A 19,506-nucleotide genomic window follows, 5' to 3' on the forward strand; every position below is an offset into this window, starting at 1 on the left:
AATTTTTATGAAGCTGCGCAGGCTTCTGATATTGACGGTAGCGCTCTCTTTGGTCGGCGGCTCCGCCATATACGCGGACACGATCGCGCAGAAGGTGCGGATCGTCATTAACAAGCAGGAGCTGGACGACCAGGGCATGCTCGAGGACGGCAAAGCGTACGTAGGCGTCCGCAGCCTGGCCGACCTGATGAAGGCGCTCGTCATTTGGGACGACTCCGCCAAGAAGGTATCGATCGTCAAGCCGAACGTGCACATGTTTTTGATGGACGGCAGCAAGCCGTTCGGTGGCGTGGAGCGCGGCAAGAAGAGCTTTAAGGTGTTTTCGCAGGTGGACAATCTGACCGTGTCGATCAACGCGTTCAAGGTGACGATCGCGGACCCTTACGGCGACGAAAAAGAGATCGAGACGCACACGAGCAAGGAAAGCGACTTCCCGACGGACAAGGACAACTTTTGGTTCACGAGCGGCGAGTACGCCTACAATTTCAGCAGCGTAGGCAAGTACACGATCCGCTTCTGGATGAAATCGGCCGACGGAGGCGCGTACCAGGTCGTGTCGGAGAAGACCGTATTCGCCAAATAATCCGCGCCAGGCGCGGGACCATTTACGAGCCGCGAACCTGGATCGCGGCTTTTGGCGCGTCGTTTGACCCGGTACGGGGTTAGTGATAGGATAGGGCGAAGACTAATTTAACCGATGAACGGAGGTTCTCCCATGAGCGATCATGTTCATGACGAAAACTGCGATCACGAGCACGATGAAGCCGTATTCGTCGTGACCGACGAGGATGGCAACGAGCACGAGATGGTGCTGGTGTATACGTTCGAGAGCGGAGACCAAGCGTACGCGGTGCTGCTCGACCGCAACGACCCGGACGACGACGGCGTCATCTTCCGGATCGAGGAAGACGGCGAGGACGAAGTCCTGGTCAACATCGAGGACGACGAAGAATGGGAACGCGTCATGAAGGTGTACGAGGAGCTGGCCGCGCAGGAAGCGGACTAAAGACTCGCGCAAAAAAGCCAATCCGTTCAAATGGGCGACGAAGCCGTCATTTGAGGGATTGGCTCTTTTTGTGCTGGCTTAGGAAATGGCGGTCTCTTCGACGATGACCTTGACGAACTCGACGTTGCGGTCTTCCGGTCCTTTGACGGGCAGCCCGACCTCGAGGTGATCGACGATGTAGTCGATGTTGTCCTGGGAAATGACCTCCCCGGGCAGCAGGATCGGAATGCCCGGCGGATAGACATAGATGAATTCGGCGATGATCCGGCCCGCCGACGCGCGGAAAGGCACGATCTCCGTCTCCCCGTAGAAGGCGTCTCTCGGCGTGAGGGAGAGGTGCGGGATCTGCGGAATCTCGACGACCAGCTCCTTGATCTCGCCTTTGCCCATATAGGTATCGGACAGCTCGCGCAGCGCGGCGAGCAGAATGCCCATCGACGTGTCGTCGTCGCCCGGCGTCACGAGACACAAAATGTTGTACATGTCGCTGAGCTCGACCTCGATGTTGAACTTGTCCCGCAGCCAGTTCTCCGCGTCATAACCGGTGATTCCGAGATGGCGGACGTGAATCGTCAGCTTGGTGGGGTCGTAATCGAAGGTCGCTTCCTCGCCCAGAATATCCTCGCCGAAGCAGTACAGTCCCGGGATCGCGTTGATCTCCGCCCGCGCCTGCCCGGCTCTCGCCACAGCATTCGCCGCAAGCTCTCGGCCGTTCGTCGCCAGGTGGCGGCGCGCCGCATCCAGCGAGGCGAGCAGCGGATACGAGGTCGAGGTCGTCGTAAGCAGGCTGAGGATCGTCTGCACGCGTTGAACGTTGACGAGCGCGCCCTTGACATTGAGCACGGAGCTCTGCGTCATCGAGCCGCCGAGCTTGTGCACGCTCGTTGCGGCCATATCGGCGCCTGCCGCCATCGCGGACAACGGCAGCTCGCTAGAAAAGTGAATGAGCGCGCCGTGCGCTTCGTCGACGAGCACCGGAATGTCGTATTCGTGGACGAGGTCCACGATCTCCTTCAAGTTGGCGCACACGCCGTAATAAGTCGGATTGATGACCAGTACCGCGGATGCGTCGGGATGGCGCTCGAGCGCCCTGCGCACCGACTGTGTCGTCACGCCGTGATCGATCCCGAGATTGCGGTCGCGCGCGGGCGACAGAAAGACGGGCCGCGCGCCGGCGAAGATGATCGCCGACAGGATCGATTTATGCACGTTGCGCGGGACGATGATCTTGTCGCCGTGGCCGCAGACGGACAAGATCATCGCCATGATCGCCGTGCTGGTGCCCTGGACGGAGAAGAACGTAGCGTCGGCGCCGAAGGCGTCCGCGGCAAGCCGCTGCGCTTCGAGAATGACGCTTACCGGCTGGTGAAGGTCGTCGAGCGGCGCGATATTGATCAGGTCGATGTCCAGAACGTTCTGGCCGACGAAGCTGCGGAATTCGGGATCCATGCCCGCGCCCTTCTTGTGGCCGGGGATATGGAACTGGACGGGATTGCGTTCCTTGTGGCGCAGCAGCGCATCGAACAAGGGGGTGCGGGAATGGTCCACTTTAGCCTCACTGCCTTTCAATGCCGAACATAGAATGCGAACAAGCATGAGTATAGCAAAACCGCGGGGGATTGCAACCGTCGAAACGCGTCGCCGGGACAGGCCGTCGGAGCCCGTCGTACGCGGGGACGCGCGCGCCAAGCTGTCACGAAAACGTCATGCGCTTTCATTTGGAACGACCCGGGCGTTGTGCTACCATATGAGTTATAGATGAAGGCCGGCTCCCGATCGATGCGGGCGCGGGTCTTTAATAGGGTTAAAGGAGCAAGATACGTGAAAAGCAGGCTGATCATCGTAGGACTTATGTTGTTCACCGTATTCGTAGGATTCGGCATCATCATCCCGATCCTGCCGCAGCTGGTGACGAACGCCAGCCCGGAATCGGCGAACTGGCATACGGGCGGCATGCTGTCGCTCTATTCGTTCGTGTCGTTCCTGCTGTCTCCCGTATGGGGCGGCGTCTCCGAGCGGATCGGACGGAGGCCGGTCATCATGATCGGAGTGCTTGGTTTTGCCGCCAGCTTCCTGATGTTCGGACTCGCGGACGGGAATCTGTGGATCATGTATGCGTCGCGGCTGCTCGGCGGTTTGTTCTCCGGCGCGGTCACCGCTTGCATCGTCGCGTACGTCGCGGACATTACGTCCGAGGAGAACCGGACGAAGGGAATGGCCGTCGTCGGCATGAGCATCGGCATGGGCTTTACGTTCGGTCCCTTTATCGGCGGCGAGTTGAGCCATCTGTTTTCCTTGAACACGCCGTTTTTCGCCGCGGCCGCGCTATCGCTGCTCACGTTTTTTGCCGCCTGGCTCAAGCTTCCCGAATCGCTCGCGGCGGACAAGCGCGAAGCGGCCAGGCTGCGCAAGCGCGAGTCCCGCTGGACCGCTTTTCAGGGGCCGCTTAAGCAGCTGTACGTCCTCGCCTTTTTTGTCACGTTCTCGCTGGCCATATTGGAGGGAACGCTGCAGCTGTACGGCATCGACAAGTTCGACGTCACGCCGCGCAAGATCGGCCTCATGTTCTTCTTCTGCGGCTTGGTCGGCGCGCTCGTACAAGGCGGTATCGTGCGGCGTCGCGTCAAGCAAGGGCAGGAGAGCCGCTATATCGCGGTCGGGCTCGTCATCTCCGCGGCAGGGTTTTTCCTGTTGCTGACGGCTCAGAGCTGGATCGCCGCTTCCGTGTACCTGTGCATTTTCGGCGTCGGCAATGCGCTCATCAAGCCGTGCGTCACCTCGCTGATCACGCAGAAGACGACCGTCTCCCAAGGCGTCGCCTCCGGCCTCAGTTCCTCGATGGACAGCCTCGGGCGCATCGTCGGGCCGCTGCTCGGCGCCGCGCTCCTGTCCGCGCAAGCCGGACTTCCTTTTATCGTGTCCGGTCTATTGTCGCTTGGCGCGCTTGGCCTGCTCGCCGGTTACCGGAGCTCCGACCGCGCTTCGGCTTCGCGGGCTTGAAGACAGGCTTCATGTCAAACCGCCCCCAAGCAGCCTTACTCCGACGCCTGTCGGGGTAGGCTGCTTTTTGGTTGGGCCGTTTGGGCATACGCATCTTCCCCGACAGGTCGTCCGCGCTCGCTTCCTGCCAGCGCCCAGAACAACAATGCGGCGCCGCTCACGGCTCCGCCGGCCCAGCAGACGCCGGACCAGCCGGAATAAGCGTATGCGTGCGTACCGATGAGGGAGCCGGCGCCGCTGCCGAGCGAATAAAAAATCATATAGCCGGCGGTTACTCGGTTGCGGGCCTCCGGACGAAGGGAAAACAGGAGGCTCTGATTGGTCACGTGGACGGCTTGAACCGCCAGATCGAGCAGCACGATGCCTGCAATTAACAGCAACGGAGAGCGCGCGAGCATGGCGATCGGAAGCCAGGACGCGAGCAGAAGCGCCAGCGCTCCGCCGGTCGTCCGACGTTGATAGCCTCGGTCGGCGAGGCGCCCGGCGCCGGCCGCGCCTAACGCGCCGGCTGCGCCCGCAAGTCCGAATGCGCCGATCGCGGCCGGGGAATAGGAGAACGGCGGATCGCTTAGCGGCAGCGATAGAGAGGTCCACAACAGGCTGAAGGCGGCGAATATGAAAAACGCGAATGCCGCGCGGATGCGAAACAGCTTTTCTTGGATGAATAGCATGGGCATCGATCGGATGAGTCCCCGATAGGACCCCCAGGATGCGTTCGAAGCGCGGGGAGCGGCATTCGGCAACGTACGCCAGGCCAACACGGAAAGCAAGGCCATGAGCGAAGCGGATATCAAATAAACGAGATGCCAGTCGCCAAGCCTCGCCAGCAGGCCGGCAAAGGTTCGAGCCAGCAAAATGCCGATCACGACGCCGCTTGTCACGAAACCGACGACGCGTCCCCGTTCGCCGGGAGCCGCGAGTATCGAAGCGAACGCGACGAGCGATTGGGTGGCGACGGCCAACAATCCGACGGCCGCCAAGCCGACGTACAGCGTCGTCCGTCCGTGCGCGACCCCCGTCACGGCCAAGGCGGCGGCCGACATCGCTAAATGCGCGGCGATCAGCGTTCTCCGGTTCAAGAGGTCGCCAAGCGGTACGAGCAGCAGCAGGCCGAGCGCATAAAACAGCTGCGTGACCGTGATCGCCTCGCCAATCGAAGAACGCGCGATATGAAGCGATTCGGCGATGTCGGCCAGCAACGGTTGGGCGTAGTAGATGGTGGAGACCGTCATGGACGCCGAGACGGCGAACAGCAATTTGGTCGATCGAAGCATCGGGGCCTGCGGCGCCGGTGAATCGGCTTGCGCGTTATCGGTTTTGGCCGATACGGATTTGTTTGTCGGTTCCGTATTCATCGTTAAGCCTCCTTCGCATCAGTTATTCGACAATAATATACCAAACGGTACAAAACGTTCGTGAACTAATCAAATAAGAATTTCGTTGAAATGTCAATGAAATAATTACTAATTTCAAGTCGCGTTGATCGAATTCCGATTTGAATATATAATTTATTTAATACCGATCGATAAGAAAAGGGGGGCGACGATGAGCCGAACGCGGGACTTCGACGAGAACGAGGCTTTGGAGCGGGCGATGGACGTATTTTGGCGGAGAGGGTATGAAGCGACGTCGCTCTCCGACCTGACCGAAGCGATGAATATCCGGCGTCCGAGCCTCTATGCGGCCTTCGGCGACAAGCGAGCGTTGTTCGAGGCGGCGCTGCGTCTTTATGTCGCCAGGCACGCAGCTTCCGCGCGTGCGGTACTTCAACGTAAAGGCGGGGTCGAAGAAGCGATCCGGGCTTACTTCGAAAGGGTGGTTGCCGATGCTTACGCCTCGTCGGAACGCCCGGGATGCTTTTGCGTCAATACGATGGTCGAGCTCGCGCCGAGAGAACCGATTTTCGAGTTGTTGACCCGCGAGCACCAACTCTATTTAGCCGAGCTGTTTCGCGAACGGTTGGATCGCGGGATACAGACGGGGGAGCTCGATGCGGGTTTGAACGCGGAGGCTTGTTCCAAGTCGCTCGTCGTCTCCGTCATCGGACTGACGGTGATGCTCAAGGCGCGGCCGGACCGTTCATTCGCGGATCAGACGGTCGATGCCGTAATGTCAATATTTAGGTAAGCGTCCGAGGTCCGATTCCTTCTCAGACTTTAGTCTGAGAGAAGATCCGGTCTCTGGCCGTTGTTGCCGGCAGGCCCTTCTCCTATATGCTTGATCGTAGCTGATGCAAGCATGAGGAGAGAGGGGCTATTTTAACGTGAGTTCATTCATTCAAGGCGTATTCAAAAACAAGGCGGCGGTCGTCATTCTGGTCGTGATGACGCTGGGCCTGGGCGTCTTCAGCTACTTTAAGCTGCCCATGGAGTTCCTGCCCGAGGCCGACAACCCGCAGGTGACGGTCAGCGTCATCGGGCCGGGCTACAACACCGCCACCATGGAGCGGGAGGTGACGGATCCGCTCGAGCAGGCGTTGTCCGCGATCAAGGGCAAGACGAGTTTGCTGTCGACGTCGGGAGACGGGTACTCGCAGCTCAACCTGAACTTCGACGCGAACACCGACATGTCGGAGGCGAAGGCCGAGGTCGAGAAGGCGGCGGCGGCCGTGCAGCTGCCCGAGCGCGTATCGAAGCCGTACGTCATCCAGTACAACACGTCGATGATTCCGATCTCGTTCCTGTCGCTGACGTTCAAGGACGGACTAAGCGACGCTGAGAAGGCCAAGGCCGAAGCGCGCGCGGTGGACGCCTTCCGGGCGATCGACGGCGCAGGCCAGGTTCAGCTGTCGGGCAAGTCGAGCCCGAGCATCACGATAACGCCGGATACCGCGAAGCTCGCTGCCAAGGGCGTGCCGGCACAAGCGCTGTACGCAGTATTGCAAGGACGCACCGTGTCGGCGTCGGTCGGCGCGGCCGTGCTTGACGGCGAGGCCGTCAACCTGAACGTGAGCGCCGAGCTCGGCAGCGCCGAGGATGTCGCGAAGCTGCCCGTCGCACCGGGCGTGAAGCTGTCCGACGTCGCCAGCGTGACGCAGTCCGACGACAAAGAGAGCGTGAGCCGCATCGGCGGCAAGGATGCGCTCATGATCGTCGTCTCCAAAGGCGCGAACGCCAATGCCGTCAGCGTGGGCAAGGACGTCGAAAAGACGGCCGACCGCCTGATGGAAGAGGACGGCAACATGGAGCTCAAAGTTATCATGAGCACCTCGGACCAAGTCGTCCATTCCGTAAACAGCATGATGCGAGAAGTGCTGATGGGCGCGCTTTTCGCCACTATCGTCATCCTGCTGTTCATGCGCAACCTGCGGGCGACGCTTGTCACGATCGTATCGATCCCGCTGTCGCTCGGGCTGACGCTATACCTGCTCGACCTGTCGGGCATCAGCCTCAACATCCTGACGCTGGGCGGCGTCGCCGTCGCCGTCGGACGGCTCGTAGACGACAGCATCGTCGTCATCGAGAACATTTTCCGCAGGCTCCAGAAGGAGAAATTCTCCGTCTCGCTCGTCATCGACGCGACGAAGGAAGTGTCCACGGCAATCACCGCCTCGACGCTCACGACGGTTGCCGTCTTCCTGCCGATGGGCCTGCTCCGCGGCTCCCTGCAGTCGTTCCTTCTGCCTTTCGCGTTGACGGTCACTTATTCGCTGCTGTCCTCGCTGATCGTGGCGCTGACCGTCATCCCGCTCATGAGCGCGGGACTGCTGAAGCGTTCCGAGATCAAGGAGCACCAGCCTTCCAAGCGCTTCGGCGGCTTCCTCGAATGGAACCTGAAGCACAAATGGCTGCCGCTGCTCGTCGCGCTGTTCCTGCTCGTCGGCTCGATCGCCACTTACTTCAGCCTGCCGAAGGGCGCGATCGATTCATCCGACGCATCGAACGTCAACGTGCAGCTGTCCTACCCGCAGGATACGCCGGTCGGCGACGTTCTCGAGAACGGCAAAAAGCTCGAGGCGTTCCTCTTGAAGCAAGAAGGCCAAGAGTGGGTGAGCATGGACATGGGCAACAGCGCTGACGGCGCCATGTACGGCAACGTCAAGTCGCCTACCCAGGTCGACTATACGATTCAGATGAAGCCGAAAGCCGACGCGGAAAAAATCATCGAGGCGGTCAAGACCGAGCGCGCGAACTATCCTGGCGCCGAACTGTCCGCATCCGCGGGCTCGCTGATGTTCGGCGGCGGGGGCAGCCAGGTATTCGTCGACATCGTCGGCGACGATCCGGATGAGCTGACCAAGACGGCAGACCTCGTCATGGCCAAGATCAAGCCGATCGAAGACGTGCTCAAGGTCGCCAGCAACCAACAGGAGCGAAAAACCGTCTATACGCTCCAGGTCGACCCGACGGTCGCCAAGGCGTCGGACATCGCTTCCCAGCTGCAGGGCATGCTGAACGCGGTGCCGCTCGGCAACGTCGTCAAGGACGGCCAGCTGCTGCCCGTGTCGCTCGAGCCGCTGCTTAAGCCCGGCGCTTCCGCCGAGCTGAACGATCTGACGGTCGCGACGGACGCAGGTCCGAAGAAGCTGTCCCAGATCGCCGAATGGGTCAAGAGCGACCAGCCGACCGAAGCGTATCACAAGGACGGCAAGACCTATATCCGCGTCAGCGCCACGGTCGAGCCGGCACAGCTGTCGATCGTCGGCGGCAAAATCTCGGACGCCATGAAGGACCTGGAGCCGGCGGACGGCGTGAAGCTGTACGTAGGCGGAGCGTCCGCCGACCAGAACGCGGACTTCGCGAGCCTGTTCATGATGATGCTCGTCTCGATCGGCATCGTCTACCTGATCATGGTGTTCACGTTCAAAACGCTGCGGGCGCCGCTCGCGATCCTGGCTTCGATCCTGTTCGTGCCGATCGGCGCCGTGCTCGGCCTTATCGTCACCGGCGTGACGCCCGACTTTACCGCGATCTTCGGCGTCGTCATGCTGATCGGCATCGTCGTCACGAACGCGATCGTGCTGATCGACCGCGTCAAGAAAAACGAAGCGAGCATGCCGATCCGCGAGGCGTTGATCGAAGCGGCCGGCACGCGGATGCGTCCGATCCTCATGACGGCCATCGCTACCGTATGCGCCATGCTGCCTCTCGTGTTCGGCACGTCTGAGAGCGGCAGCATCGTGTCGCAGAGTCTCGCCATCGTCGTCATCGGCGGCCTGATCGTCGCGACGCTGCTGACGCTGGTGCTCGTGCCTTGCGTCTACGAGCTGCTGCACTTCCGCAAGGCCAAGCGCCAGCGGCGCGCGGCAAGCCAGTCGGCCGCGGCCTAATCCGCCGCAAGCGCCAAGCAGCCCCTCCGGGTCCCGGAGGGGCTGCTCTTGCGTTGTCGGCTGTTTGGCTTTGGCGAATTTTGGTGTATGAATGAGTATGGCGGACGGCGGTTGAGGCTCTCGCTAGAAGGATAGCTTGTACAGCGGCAGCAGCCGGCGGAACGTATCCTCGGCCGTCCGCAGCAGGCTGTCCGGATCTTGCAGGCGTTCGTCGCCTCGCTTGATATGAAGGCCGCAGGTGATCTCCGCCGCCTTGACCGTTCTGAGCCTGGCCAGCCACTCGGTCATCGATTCGGCAGAGAGCTCGGCATGCGGCACGCCGTCAGGCAGCATATGGTCCTTGGACCAGACGAACGAAGCGGGAATCGCCGCGCGGATCGAATCGAGCTCGTCCGCCGCGCGTTCCGCGAATACCGTTTTGTTGCCGCTTTCGTAGATGATGGCGAACTGGATGAACAGATGCGTGGACCACAGTCCGATCTGAAAATGAGGATGCGCCTTGTAGCCGCGGGGATGACGCGACCACGCGACCCAAGTGTCGTTCGGCGGATTGACCGACCGCCTGGCGTGCTTGGCCACGTGCGGATACATAGGTTCCGCGCATAGTTCGGCCAGATAGGGAGCCAGTTCGCTCCCGAGTCGCTCAAGCTTGGGCCTTACTTGATGGATGATCGCTTCCATCCGGCCTTCAAGTCCCGGGACGGTCATGGCGTCGAAGTCCGAATCCGTAAAACCCGCGAATCCGGCATTTATTAGTGTGGACATGCTAGTCACCTCAGAGGCAAATTTCGCTTTGCTTTTTGCCCTCACTATACCGGAAAATAGTCAAGAAACCAAGTTGCCATAACATAAGATGAAGTATAAGATAAGGGTAAGAACAAATTATCTGAACATTCGGTCAACAACTCGATCGCTGCCCATACCGCAGGAGGGGGGATGGCCGTGAACCGCAGCCATGAAGTCGAATATTGCAATTTGGAGCTTCGATTCGATCGCGGACAGATTCAGAGTTTGATTCGGGATTTGATCCAAGAAGGCTATTCCCTGTACTGGAACGAGAGCGAGTCGTTTTTTCTCGTTTCCGTCCGCACGGGGAGAAAGCTGCTGAAACTCCGTTTCCAGCGAACCAGCGGACGCTACAAGATGGTCGGCGATTATTTGGTCAAGGACGAGAAGTTCGCGCTGTGGCTGGAGAAGCTGATCAACGATTCGCGAGGTCATGCCGTCGTCAAGCGTTTTCGGGACCGTCACTTGTTGATAGAGAATATTATGTTCGGCGAAATCATACGTCTCGTGGAGGTGTCAGGCATGGAGCATCGGATTATATTCCAGAAGCGCCCTCAGATCACGGTAGAAGATATGATTCAGGCTTACAAATCGAGGCGTGCCGAGCAGCGCGCAGGCGTGCTGCGGCTTGAGATCGACTACGAGCTGGCCGTGCTGCACGAAGCGATCCAGACGGGCGACGCCGAAGGCGTCGAAGCGTCCAAGGCGAAGCTCGCCTCGATGAGGCTCGAGAGCCTTCAGCTTGAACTTTAATTCGGAAGATATCGCATGGATGAAGGACGCTCCGGGAGGAGCGTCTTTTTTGCGGCCGAATTGCCGGATTGGTGTTGTCCTGCGACGCATCAACGGGTTAAAATGTGGGATGGCAACGATGACATCGCGAACGCAGCAGAGCAACGAGCACGAACGAGGATGACATGGGGCGAATCCGGAGGAGGATATTCGAATGAAGCTATCTTCAAATGACAAGCTGGTCATGATCGGCGACTCGATTACGGATTGCGGACGGGGCCGCCCGTTCGGCGAAGGACTGGGCGCGGGACTCGGCACCGGTTATGTGTCTGTTGCGGCGGGACTGCTGCAGAGCGTCTATCCGGAGCTTGCCGTGCGGATCGTCAACGTCGGCACGAGCGGGCATACCGTCCGAGATCTGGCGGGGCGCTGGCAGACGGACGTGCTGGATTTGTCGCCGGACTGGGTATCCGTCATGATCGGCACGAACGACGTCTGGCGGCAATACGATCAGCCGTACATCAAGGAGTCCCACGTATACGCGGAAGAATACGAGGAGACGCTTAGCGAGCTAGTCGAAAAGACGCTTACGCACGTAAAAGGGATCGTGCTCATGACGCCGTTTTATCTCGAGCCGAACCGGAGCGACGCGATGCGCGCCACGATGGACCTGTACGGCGGCATCGTCAAGCGGATCGCGGAAAATCACGGCACGCTGTTCGTCGATACGCAGGCCGCGTTCGACAAGATCCTCGCGCACGTTTATCCGGCGACGATCGCTTGGGATCGCGTCCATCCGAGCGCGACCGGCCATATCGCCCTGGCGAAGGCGTTCCTGGACGCGCTGGGCTTTTCGTGGGAAGGCGAAGCGAAGGCGTAAATTGCGCCGAATCGCGCGCCGCGCCGCCGTTTTTTACGCGCCGCGGCGGCCGGTTTTCATCTTCAGCCAAAAAGAGTACAATAGGGACTGGCTGAAAACGCGCAGAAAATAACGGCTTAACGGCTTGGAGAAAGGAATCGAAACATGTCTAATGCAAATATCGGCGTCGTCGGCATGGCCGTCATGGGACGCAACCTGGCGCTCAACATCGAGAGCCGCGGCTTTACGGTAGCCGTCTACAACCGCTCGCGGGAGAAGACGGACGACCTGATGAACACGGACGGCAAAGGCAAGAACCTCGTGCCTACATACACGGTCGAGGAGTTCGTGGCTTCGCTCGAAAAGCCTCGCAAAATCCTGATCATGGTTCAAGCCGGCTCGGGTACGGACGCGACGATCGAATCGCTCGTGCCGCATCTGGACAAGGGCGACATTATCATCGACGGCGGCAACGCCTATTTCCCGGATACGCAGCGCCGCAGCAACGATCTGACCGCACGCGGCTTCCACTTCATCGGCACCGGCGTATCCGGCGGCGAAGAGGGCGCGCTCAAAGGCCCGTCCATCATGCCGGGCGGTCCGGAAGAAGCGTACAGGCTGGTCGAGCAGATCCTGACGGGCATCTCCGCCAAGGTGAACGGCGAGCCTTGCTGCACGTACATCGGCCCGGACGGCGCCGGCCACTACGTCAAGATGGTCCACAACGGCATCGAGTACGGCGACATGCAGCTCATTTGCGAAGCGTACCAGCTGTTGAAGGACGTGCTGGGCGTGCAGCCGGACGAACTCCACGAGATTTTCGGCGAGTGGAACAAAGGCGAGCTCGACAGCTACCTGATCGAGATCACGACCGACATTTTCGCGGAAAAGGATCCGGAGACCGGCAAGCCGATGGTCGACGTCATCCTCGACTCGGCCGGCCAGAAGGGCACGGGCAAATGGACGAGCCAAAGCTCGCTCGACCTGGGCGTACCGCTGTCCATCATCACCGAATCCGTCTTCTCGCGCTTCCTGTCCGCGATGAAGGAAGAACGCGTCGCCGCCAGCAAGGTGCTGAAGGGACCGGCCAAGACCGCGTTCGCCGGCGACCGCGCCGCCTTCATCGAGAGCGTCCGCAAAGCGCTGTTCGCGAGCAAGATTTGCTCCTACGCGCAAGGCTTCGCCCAGATGCGCGCCGCGTCCGAGGAGTACGATTGGAACCTGCAATACGGCAACATCGCGATGATCTTCCGCGGCGGCTGCATCATCCGAGCTCGCTTCCTGCAGAACATCAAGGACGCTTACGACCGCGACCCGGGCCTTCGCAACCTGCTGCTAGACGAGTACTTCAAGGACGTCGTCGAGTCCTACCAGGACGCATGGCGCGAAGTCGTCGCATCGGCCGTCAAGTTCGGCATTCCGGTACCTGCGTTCGCGAGCGCGCTCGCTTATTACGACAGCTACCGCTCCGAGCGTCTGCCGGCCAACCTGCTGCAGGCGCAGCGCGATTACTTCGGCGCGCATACGTTCAAGCGGCTGGACAAGGAAGGCACGTTCCACCACAACTGGCTGCACAATTAAAGTGAAGCCCGCATAGTCATTTCAGGACGGCCGATCGAGCCCATCTAGTCCGGGACTCCTTCGGCCGTCCCTGCGATATGCGGTCGCGACGGACTGCGGGTAGGAATGCGCCGAATATGCTATGATGAAGGGCGAGGCATTCGCTTGCAAGCCCGGAATCGACAAAAAAGACGCAGGCCGCGCTGCCGCGCGATCTGCGTCCCAACATTCCTTCCGGCTTAAAGCTCGTTCCAGGCCAGCATGCCGCCGACCATATTGACCGTACGGCCGTAGCCGAGCTCGCTCAAGTATTCGCAGGCTCTGCCGCTTCGTCCGCCGCTGCGGCAGATGAAGATGACTTCCTCGTCCTTCGGAATCTCGGACAGCCTGTCCGGCAGCGTCCCGAGACGGATGTGCTTGGCGCCGGGGATCATGCCGGCCGCGACTTCTTCGTCTTCGCGGACGTCGATCAGGTGCAGCTTTTCGCCGGCATCCAGCCGCGCCTTCAACTGCTCTACGGTCGTCGTATCATATGTGTTCATCTGGATTGTCCTCCATCGCTCGATTGGCTTCAGTCCCATCATACGGACACCACGCGGCGCAAGTCAACCTGCGCGTCGTATGAACGACCTACATAACCGATTCCCCTCATTCATGGAAGGAGAACGCTGCCAAATGGATATGATCGTCACGCCGACCCCGCGGCTCGCGGGAGAGATTCAAGCCTTATCGTCCAAAAACTATACGACCCGGTACCTGCTCGTCGCCGCGCTGGCGGAGGGCACGAGCGTCATCCGCTATCCGGCGCACAGCGAGGACAGCGACGCGCTGCGCCGCTGCGTGCGGGACTTGGGCGCCGTCCTCGAAGAAGACGACGAGAAGATCGTCGTCACGGGCTTCGGCAGCCGTCCGAAGCCGGTCAAGGAGCTCGACGTCGGCAACGCGGGCGCGGTGCTTCGCTTCCTGATGGCCGTGGCTGCACTGCTGCGCGAGGTGACGTTCGTCAACAAATATCCGGAATCGCTCGGCAAGCGGCCGCATGACGATCTCATTCGCGCGCTCGAGAGCATGGGCGCGACGATCGAGCACCGCGAAGGCAAGCTGCCGATCACGATTCGCGGCGGCGACGCCGTGCGCGGCGGCAAGATTCAGGTATCGGGCAGCGTGAGCTCCCAATTCCTCAGCGCGCTGCTCTTCCTGACGCCGCTGCTTGCGGAAGACAGCGAGATCGAGGTGCTGAACGACCTCAAGTCGAAGGTCGTCGTCGGCCAAACGCTCGAGGTGCTTGCCCAGGCCGGCATCTTTGTCGAAGCCTCTGACGATCTGATGCGATTCAAGGTGCCGGGCGGCCAGCGCTACCGCGCGCAGGAGTACGTGGTGCAGGGCGACTATCCGGGCTCGGCCGCGATATTGGCGGCTGCCGCCGTCACCGAATCCGACGTCACCGTTCACCGGCTGCTCGAAGAGAGCAAACAAGGCGAGCGGGCCGTCGTCGACGTGCTGAAGGCGATGGGAACGCCGCTCACGCACAAGGACGGCGTCGTGCATGTCCAGGGCAACGGCAAGCTTCGCGCCGTCGAATTCGACGGCGACGAATTCACGGACGGCGTGCTCGCGATGGTGGCCGCAGCCGTGTTCGCCGAGGGCACTTCGCGCTTTTACAACGTCGAGAATCTTCGCTTCAAGGAGTGCGACCGCATCACCGATTACCTGGCCGAGCTGCGCAAGGCCGGCGCGAACGTCGAGGAGAAGCGGGACGAGATCATCGTCCACGGGCGTCCGGAGGGCGTAGAGGGCGGCGTCACGATCGACGCGCACTTCGACCACCGCGTCATCATGGCGCTCACGGTCGTCGGTCTCCGCGCGAAGGCGCCGCTGACGATCAAAGACGCGCATCACGTGGCCAAGTCTTATCCGAATTATTTCGACCATCTGACCGCGCTCGGCGCCAACGTGCGCTGGTCCGAATAAGCCGCCGGACGAACCTTAATTTTATCCTACGGAGGTAGATGAGCATGCCGTTCGAAAATCCGAGCCGCGACGAGATCAAACGCATCCTGCAGGAGACGAAAAACATCGCCGTCGTCGGCTTGTCCGGCGATCCTGACAAGACCAGCCATATGGTGTCCGCAGCCATGCAGGCGAAGGGTTACCGCATCATCCCCGTCAATCCGAAGGAAGCCGAGATTCTCGGCGAGAAATGCTATAAATCGCTGGCGGACATTCCGGAGCCGATCGATATCGTCAACGTATTCCGCCGTCCGGAGCACACCCCGCCGATTGCCGGGGAGGCCGTCGCAGCCGGGGCGAAGGTACTCTGGCTCCAGCTCGGCATCGCTAACGAAGAAGCGGCGGCGATCGCGGCGGCCGGCGGCCTGACCGTCGTCATGGACCGCTGCATCAAGGTCGAGGATTCGATTCTGCTTCCCCATGGGAAAAGCTGACCGGAGTTCGCTTCTCGCGGACGGGCCGCGCCTCAAGCCATAAGCGCTGCGGTCGGTCCGTCCTTTCTTTTTAACGTTAGGTTTGACCGTTAGATCGTATGACCAACCGCGGGAGAGGAGGAGGGAATCCTCGCATGTTCGGTATCGGCTATTTGCAAAGGCTCGGCCGGGCAATGATGCTGCCGATGACGGTTTTGCCCGCGGCCGCCATTTTCCTCATGCTGTCGCGGCTGCCTTGGGACGCCGTCGGCCTTCAGTCGGCGCCGTCGCTGCTGCATGCGGCGGGAATGGCGATTTTCGCCTATGTCCCTTACGTATTCGCGGTGGGCATCGCCCTGGGCTTGTCGAACCAGTCCGTGCACGCCGGCATGGCGTCCCTGGTCGGCATGATCATTTTCGGCGCGGTGACGCAAGCTTTCGATCCCGGCGGCGTCCAACCCTCCATGTTCGCGGGCGTCGTCATCGGCATGCTGTCCGGCTGGGCCAACGAGCGCTTCAAATCGTTCCAACTGCCCGAATCGCTGCAGTTTTTCGGCGGGACCCGCTTCGTGCCGATTTTTATGAGCGCCTTCGCCTTCTTTTTCGCTTGGCTCATGATCGGGATCGGCCAGGGGCTGCTCGCCTGGATCGGCGCGACCGGCGGCTTGGTGAATTCCGCAGGCGGCTTCGGCATATTTCTATACGGCTTTTTGCATCGCATTCTGGTCGCCTTCGGCCTGCATCATCTGCTTAATCATCTGTTCTGGTTCCAGATCGGAGACTACACCGCACCCGACGGCAGCGTATACTTCGGAGACATGCCGAGATTTTTCGCCGGGGATCCGACCGCCGGCGTCTACATGACCGGGCTCTATCCGGTCATCATGTTCGCCCTGCCGGCCATTGCCTTCGCGATCATCCACGAGGCGCGCGAAGACTTGAAGCCTAAGACCGCCAAGCAGTTCAGGGTGGCGGCGCTGACGGCCTTCGTCACGGGCGTGACCGAGCCGGTCGAATTCGCGTTTCTGTTCGTGGCGCCGTATCTTTTTATCGTGCACGCGCTCCTGTCCGGCGGCATCATGTGGCTCACGTACGAGCTGGGCATCCGCGAGGGGTTCACCTTCTCCGCGGGGGCGCTCGAGTATATCATCAATTTCAGGCTGTCGGAGCGGGGCTGGCTGATCATCCCGATCGGCCTGGCGGTCGGCGTCGTCTACTACGTGCTGTTCCGTTGGAGCATTCGCAGGTTCCAGCTGTCGACGCCCGGACGCGAGGACTCTACGCGGCTTGACGATTGGGGCGGCGATATTCCGTACAGAGCGCCGCTCGTCCTGCAGGCGCTCGGCGGCAAGGACAACATCTCGCGGATCGAGGCCTGCATCACCAGGCTGCGGCTGACGCTGAACGACGACAAGCGGGTCGACGCGAAAAGCCTGCGGCATCTGGGCGCGGCCGGCGTCATCCGGCTGGGCGGCGGCCATGTGCAGGTCGTGTTCGGCACCTACTCGGACCTGATCCGCGGCGAGATCGTCAAGCTGATGCAGCTGGACGTGCATCAGGTCCAGTTCCACGCGCCGCTGCAGGGACGCATGATCCCGCTCGAGGAAGTGGACGATCCGATTTTCGCGCAGAAGCTCGTGGGCAAGGGCGTGGCGTTTATCCCCGAAAAGGGAGAGCTGGTCGCGCCGGTGCGCGGGAAAATCATTCACCTGTACCCGACTAAGCACGCGATCGGAATCGAGACGCCGGAAGGACTCGAGGTACTGCTACACATCGGGATCAACACGTCCCAGATGAACGGGGAAGGATTCACGGCGCTCATCAAGGAGGGCGACGAGGTCATGCCCGGGCAGCCGCTCATCCGGTTTCATCTGCCCACGCTTAAAGCGCATGCCAAGTCGCTGGCGACCCCGATGGTCATCACCAATTCGGATATCGTCCGCTCCTGGCGCTTCGCGCCGTTCAAGGCGGTCAAAAAGGGTCAGGCCGCGGTCATGTCGGTCGTCGTAAAAGAGAGAGAAAACGGGGGGGCGGAGTTATGATCCAAGCGATCGGAGGCTCGGAGGGCATCGCCATCGGCAAGGCGTTCGTGCTGCCCAACTGGGAATGGGAACTGCCCGAACAGAAGATCGACGCGCTGGACCTCGCGCTCGAATTCGAACGGCTGTACGAGGGCGTCAAACGTTCGAAGACCGAGATCCGCCAGATGAAAAACGATCTGGACGAAGCGGTCGGCGCAGGGGAAGCCAGCATATTCGACGCGCATCTGGCGATTCTGGACGACCCCGTCTTCATGAACGAGATTCAAGGCATCATCCAACGCCAGTACAAAGCGGCCGAGGTAGCGGTAAAGGAAGCCATCGATCACTTCGTGACGATGTTCGACCTGCTCGACGACGAATACATGAAGGAGCGGGCGCTCGACATCAAGGACGTCGGGAACCGGCTGCTCAAGCACCTGCTGGGCGCCCCCGAGATCGCGCTGCCCACGGACGCCCAGCCGTTTATTCTCGTCGTGCGGGAGTTGACGCCTTCGCAGCTCATCCATCTCAAGCCCGACGTCGTCCTCGGCATCGTAACGATGATCGGCAGCGCCTCCTCGCATTCGGCCATCATGGCGAGGGCGTTCGGCATCCCGCTCGTCATGGGCGTAGAGGGCAAGCTGCCCGAGCCCATCGTGACGGGCGATCTGCTCATTTTGGACGGAGGCGCCGGCACGCTTGCGGTGATGCCCAACGCCGAAACGGTCGGCAGATACACGGAGCTCCGCAAGCAGCATCTGGATGCCAAGGAGCGGCTGCAGGAGCTCGTCCAGGTGCCGTCGGTCACGCCGGACGGCGAGCGGCTGTACCTGGCGGCCAACATCAGCTCGGTCAAAGAGCTGGACGCGGCTTTGTCGCGAGGCGCGGACGGCGTGGGCCTGTTCCGAACCGAGTTTCTGTATATGGACCGCTCGCGGTTCCCGACGGAGGATGAGCAGTTCGAGGTATACAAGGCGGCTGCCGAACGTCTCGGCAACGCCGCGCTGACGATCCGCACGCTCGACATCGGCGGAGACAAGCAGCTGGATTACTACGATATGCCCGAGGAAAACAATCCGTTTCTCGGCTACCGCGCCATCCGCTTCAGCCTGGACCGGAGCGACCTGTTCAAGACGCAGCTGCGGGCGATTTTGCGGGCGGCCGTCTTCGGCAACATACGCATCATGTACCCGCTGATCGCCTCGGTCGACGAAGTCCGGGCGGCCAACGCGCTCCTGGCCGAGGCCCAGCGGGAGCTGGAGGCGGAGGGGCTGCCCTTCCGCGGCGGCTTGCCGACCGGCGCGATGATCGAGGTACCCGCCGCGGTGATGATCGCCGACCTGTTGGCGAAGGAAGTATCCTTCCTCAGCATCGGCACCAACGATTTGATCCAGTTCACGCTCGCGGTCGACCGGATGAACGACCAGATCAATCATCTGTACGAACCTTACCATCCCGCCGTGCTTCGCATGCTTCGCACCGTCGCGGAGTCGGCTGCCAGGAACGGCGTTCCCGTCAGCGTATGCGGGGAGATGGCCGGCGATGTCCGAGCGATCCCGCTTTGGGTCGGCCTCGGCATCCAGATGCTCAGCATGTCCGTGCAATCGGTGCTGCCGGTGAAAGCGACGATGCTGCGCACGAACGCCATGGCCTGCAAAAAGGTGACGGAGGAGCTGTTCGCGCTCGGGACGGCCGCCGAGATCAAGGAACGGCTGGAGCGTTTTCACGCCGGCGCCGCCGTGCAGGACGAGCGGCTTCATCCGGGCAAACGGTAAACGGGGATATGTTCGCGCAAAAAAGATCCGCAAACGGGAGAGAGTCGCACCGTTTGCGGATCTTTTTGCGATCGC

At 61.0% G+C, this 19,506-nt stretch carries 16 protein-coding genes; 12 read left to right on the forward strand and 4 right to left on the reverse strand.

Features of this window, described 5'->3' with window-relative positions:
• The first annotated feature begins 7 nt into the window (after positions 1-7).
• Positions 8-583, forward strand: coding sequence for a copper amine oxidase (locus tag BM235_RS16750; protein WP_090115304.1), 576 nt, complete (start codon positions 8-10; stop codon positions 581-583).
• 132 nt (positions 584-715) lie between these two features.
• Positions 716-1,006: a DUF1292 domain-containing protein gene (locus tag BM235_RS16755; RefSeq protein ID WP_090115327.1), complete on the forward strand. Its 291-nt coding sequence runs from the start codon at positions 716-718 to the stop codon at positions 1,004-1,006.
• 78 nt (positions 1,007-1,084) lie between these two features.
• On the opposite strand, the gene BM235_RS16760 is transcribed toward BM235_RS16755, so the two are convergent.
• Positions 1,085-2,554: an aminotransferase class I/II-fold pyridoxal phosphate-dependent enzyme gene (locus tag BM235_RS16760; protein ID WP_255374422.1), complete on the reverse strand. Its 1,470-nt coding sequence runs from the start codon at positions 2,552-2,554 to the stop codon at positions 1,085-1,087.
• A gap of 273 nt (positions 2,555-2,827) precedes the next feature.
• Here BM235_RS16760 and BM235_RS16765 point away from each other — a divergent pair, with 273 nt between their 5' ends.
• Positions 2,828-4,006 (forward strand): MFS transporter, encoded by a 1,179-nt coding sequence (locus tag BM235_RS16765; protein WP_090115331.1) that lies wholly within the window; start codon positions 2,828-2,830, stop codon positions 4,004-4,006.
• A 35-nt stretch (positions 4,007-4,041) separates the two neighbouring features.
• Here BM235_RS16765 and BM235_RS16770 read toward each other — a convergent pair whose 3' ends face one another.
• On the reverse strand, positions 4,042-5,361 hold the full coding sequence (locus BM235_RS16770) for an MFS transporter (RefSeq protein WP_090115336.1): 1,320 nt from the start codon (positions 5,359-5,361) through the stop codon (positions 4,042-4,044).
• Positions 5,362-5,551: 190 nt separating this feature from the next.
• Between BM235_RS16770 and BM235_RS16775 the strand changes: the two genes are divergently transcribed.
• Both BM235_RS16775 and BM235_RS16780 read left to right on the forward strand, forming a co-directional pair.
• Positions 5,552-6,133 carry a TetR/AcrR family transcriptional regulator gene (locus tag BM235_RS16775; protein WP_090115337.1) on the forward strand — a complete coding sequence of 194 codons (582 nt, stop codon included), beginning with the start codon at positions 5,552-5,554 and terminating at the stop codon, positions 6,131-6,133.
• A 136-nt stretch (positions 6,134-6,269) separates the two neighbouring features.
• Positions 6,270-9,275, forward strand: coding sequence for an efflux RND transporter permease subunit (locus tag BM235_RS16780; protein WP_090115338.1), 3,006 nt, complete (start codon positions 6,270-6,272; stop codon positions 9,273-9,275).
• A 123-nt stretch (positions 9,276-9,398) separates the two neighbouring features.
• Here the strand turns inward: BM235_RS16780 and BM235_RS16785 are convergent, their stop codons facing one another.
• The gene (locus tag BM235_RS16785; RefSeq protein WP_090115339.1) at positions 9,399-10,040 is read right to left on the reverse strand and encodes a YktB family protein; all 642 of its coding nucleotides are present in this window, start codon (positions 10,038-10,040) and stop codon (positions 9,399-9,401) included.
• 177 nt (positions 10,041-10,217) lie between these two features.
• Between BM235_RS16785 and BM235_RS16790 the strand changes: the two genes are divergently transcribed.
• The 3 genes from BM235_RS16790 (at position 10,218) to gndA (ending at position 13,233) form a co-directional block, all read left to right on the forward strand.
• Positions 10,218-10,814 (forward strand): hypothetical protein, encoded by a 597-nt coding sequence (locus BM235_RS16790; RefSeq protein ID WP_090115462.1) that lies wholly within the window; start codon positions 10,218-10,220, stop codon positions 10,812-10,814.
• Positions 10,815-11,007: 193 nt separating this feature from the next.
• Positions 11,008-11,673 (forward strand): SGNH/GDSL hydrolase family protein, encoded by a 666-nt coding sequence (locus tag BM235_RS16795; protein WP_090115340.1) that lies wholly within the window; start codon positions 11,008-11,010, stop codon positions 11,671-11,673.
• Between the two features lie 144 nt (positions 11,674-11,817).
• Positions 11,818-13,233: an NADP-dependent phosphogluconate dehydrogenase gene (gene gndA, locus BM235_RS16800; RefSeq protein WP_090115341.1), complete on the forward strand. Its 1,416-nt coding sequence runs from the start codon at positions 11,818-11,820 to the stop codon at positions 13,231-13,233.
• Between the two features lie 218 nt (positions 13,234-13,451).
• Here gndA and BM235_RS16805 read toward each other — a convergent pair whose 3' ends face one another.
• On the reverse strand, positions 13,452-13,754 hold the full coding sequence (locus tag BM235_RS16805) for a rhodanese-like domain-containing protein (protein WP_090115342.1): 303 nt from the start codon (positions 13,752-13,754) through the stop codon (positions 13,452-13,454).
• A 133-nt stretch (positions 13,755-13,887) separates the two neighbouring features.
• Between BM235_RS16805 and aroA the strand changes: the two genes are divergently transcribed.
• From aroA to ptsP, 4 genes are all read left to right on the forward strand, one after another.
• Positions 13,888-15,183: a 3-phosphoshikimate 1-carboxyvinyltransferase gene (gene aroA / locus BM235_RS16810; protein WP_090115343.1), complete on the forward strand. Its 1,296-nt coding sequence runs from the start codon at positions 13,888-13,890 to the stop codon at positions 15,181-15,183.
• Positions 15,184-15,227: 44 nt separating this feature from the next.
• Positions 15,228-15,656, forward strand: coding sequence for a CoA-binding protein (locus BM235_RS16815; RefSeq protein ID WP_090115344.1), 429 nt, complete (start codon positions 15,228-15,230; stop codon positions 15,654-15,656).
• Positions 15,657-15,790: 134 nt separating this feature from the next.
• Positions 15,791-17,677 (forward strand): glucose PTS transporter subunit IIA, encoded by a 1,887-nt coding sequence (locus BM235_RS16820; protein WP_090115345.1) that lies wholly within the window; start codon positions 15,791-15,793, stop codon positions 17,675-17,677.
• Entirely contained in the window at positions 17,674-19,431 is a 1,758-nt protein-coding gene (gene ptsP, locus BM235_RS16825; RefSeq protein ID WP_090115346.1) for a phosphoenolpyruvate--protein phosphotransferase, read from the forward strand. Before BM235_RS16820 ends, ptsP begins: the two co-directional genes overlap by 4 nt.
• Positions 19,432-19,506 lie beyond the last annotated feature (75 nt).

The sequence above is a fragment of the Cohnella sp. OV330 genome (assembly GCF_900112065.1).
Classification (GTDB): domain Bacteria; phylum Bacillota; class Bacilli; order Paenibacillales; family Paenibacillaceae; genus Cohnella.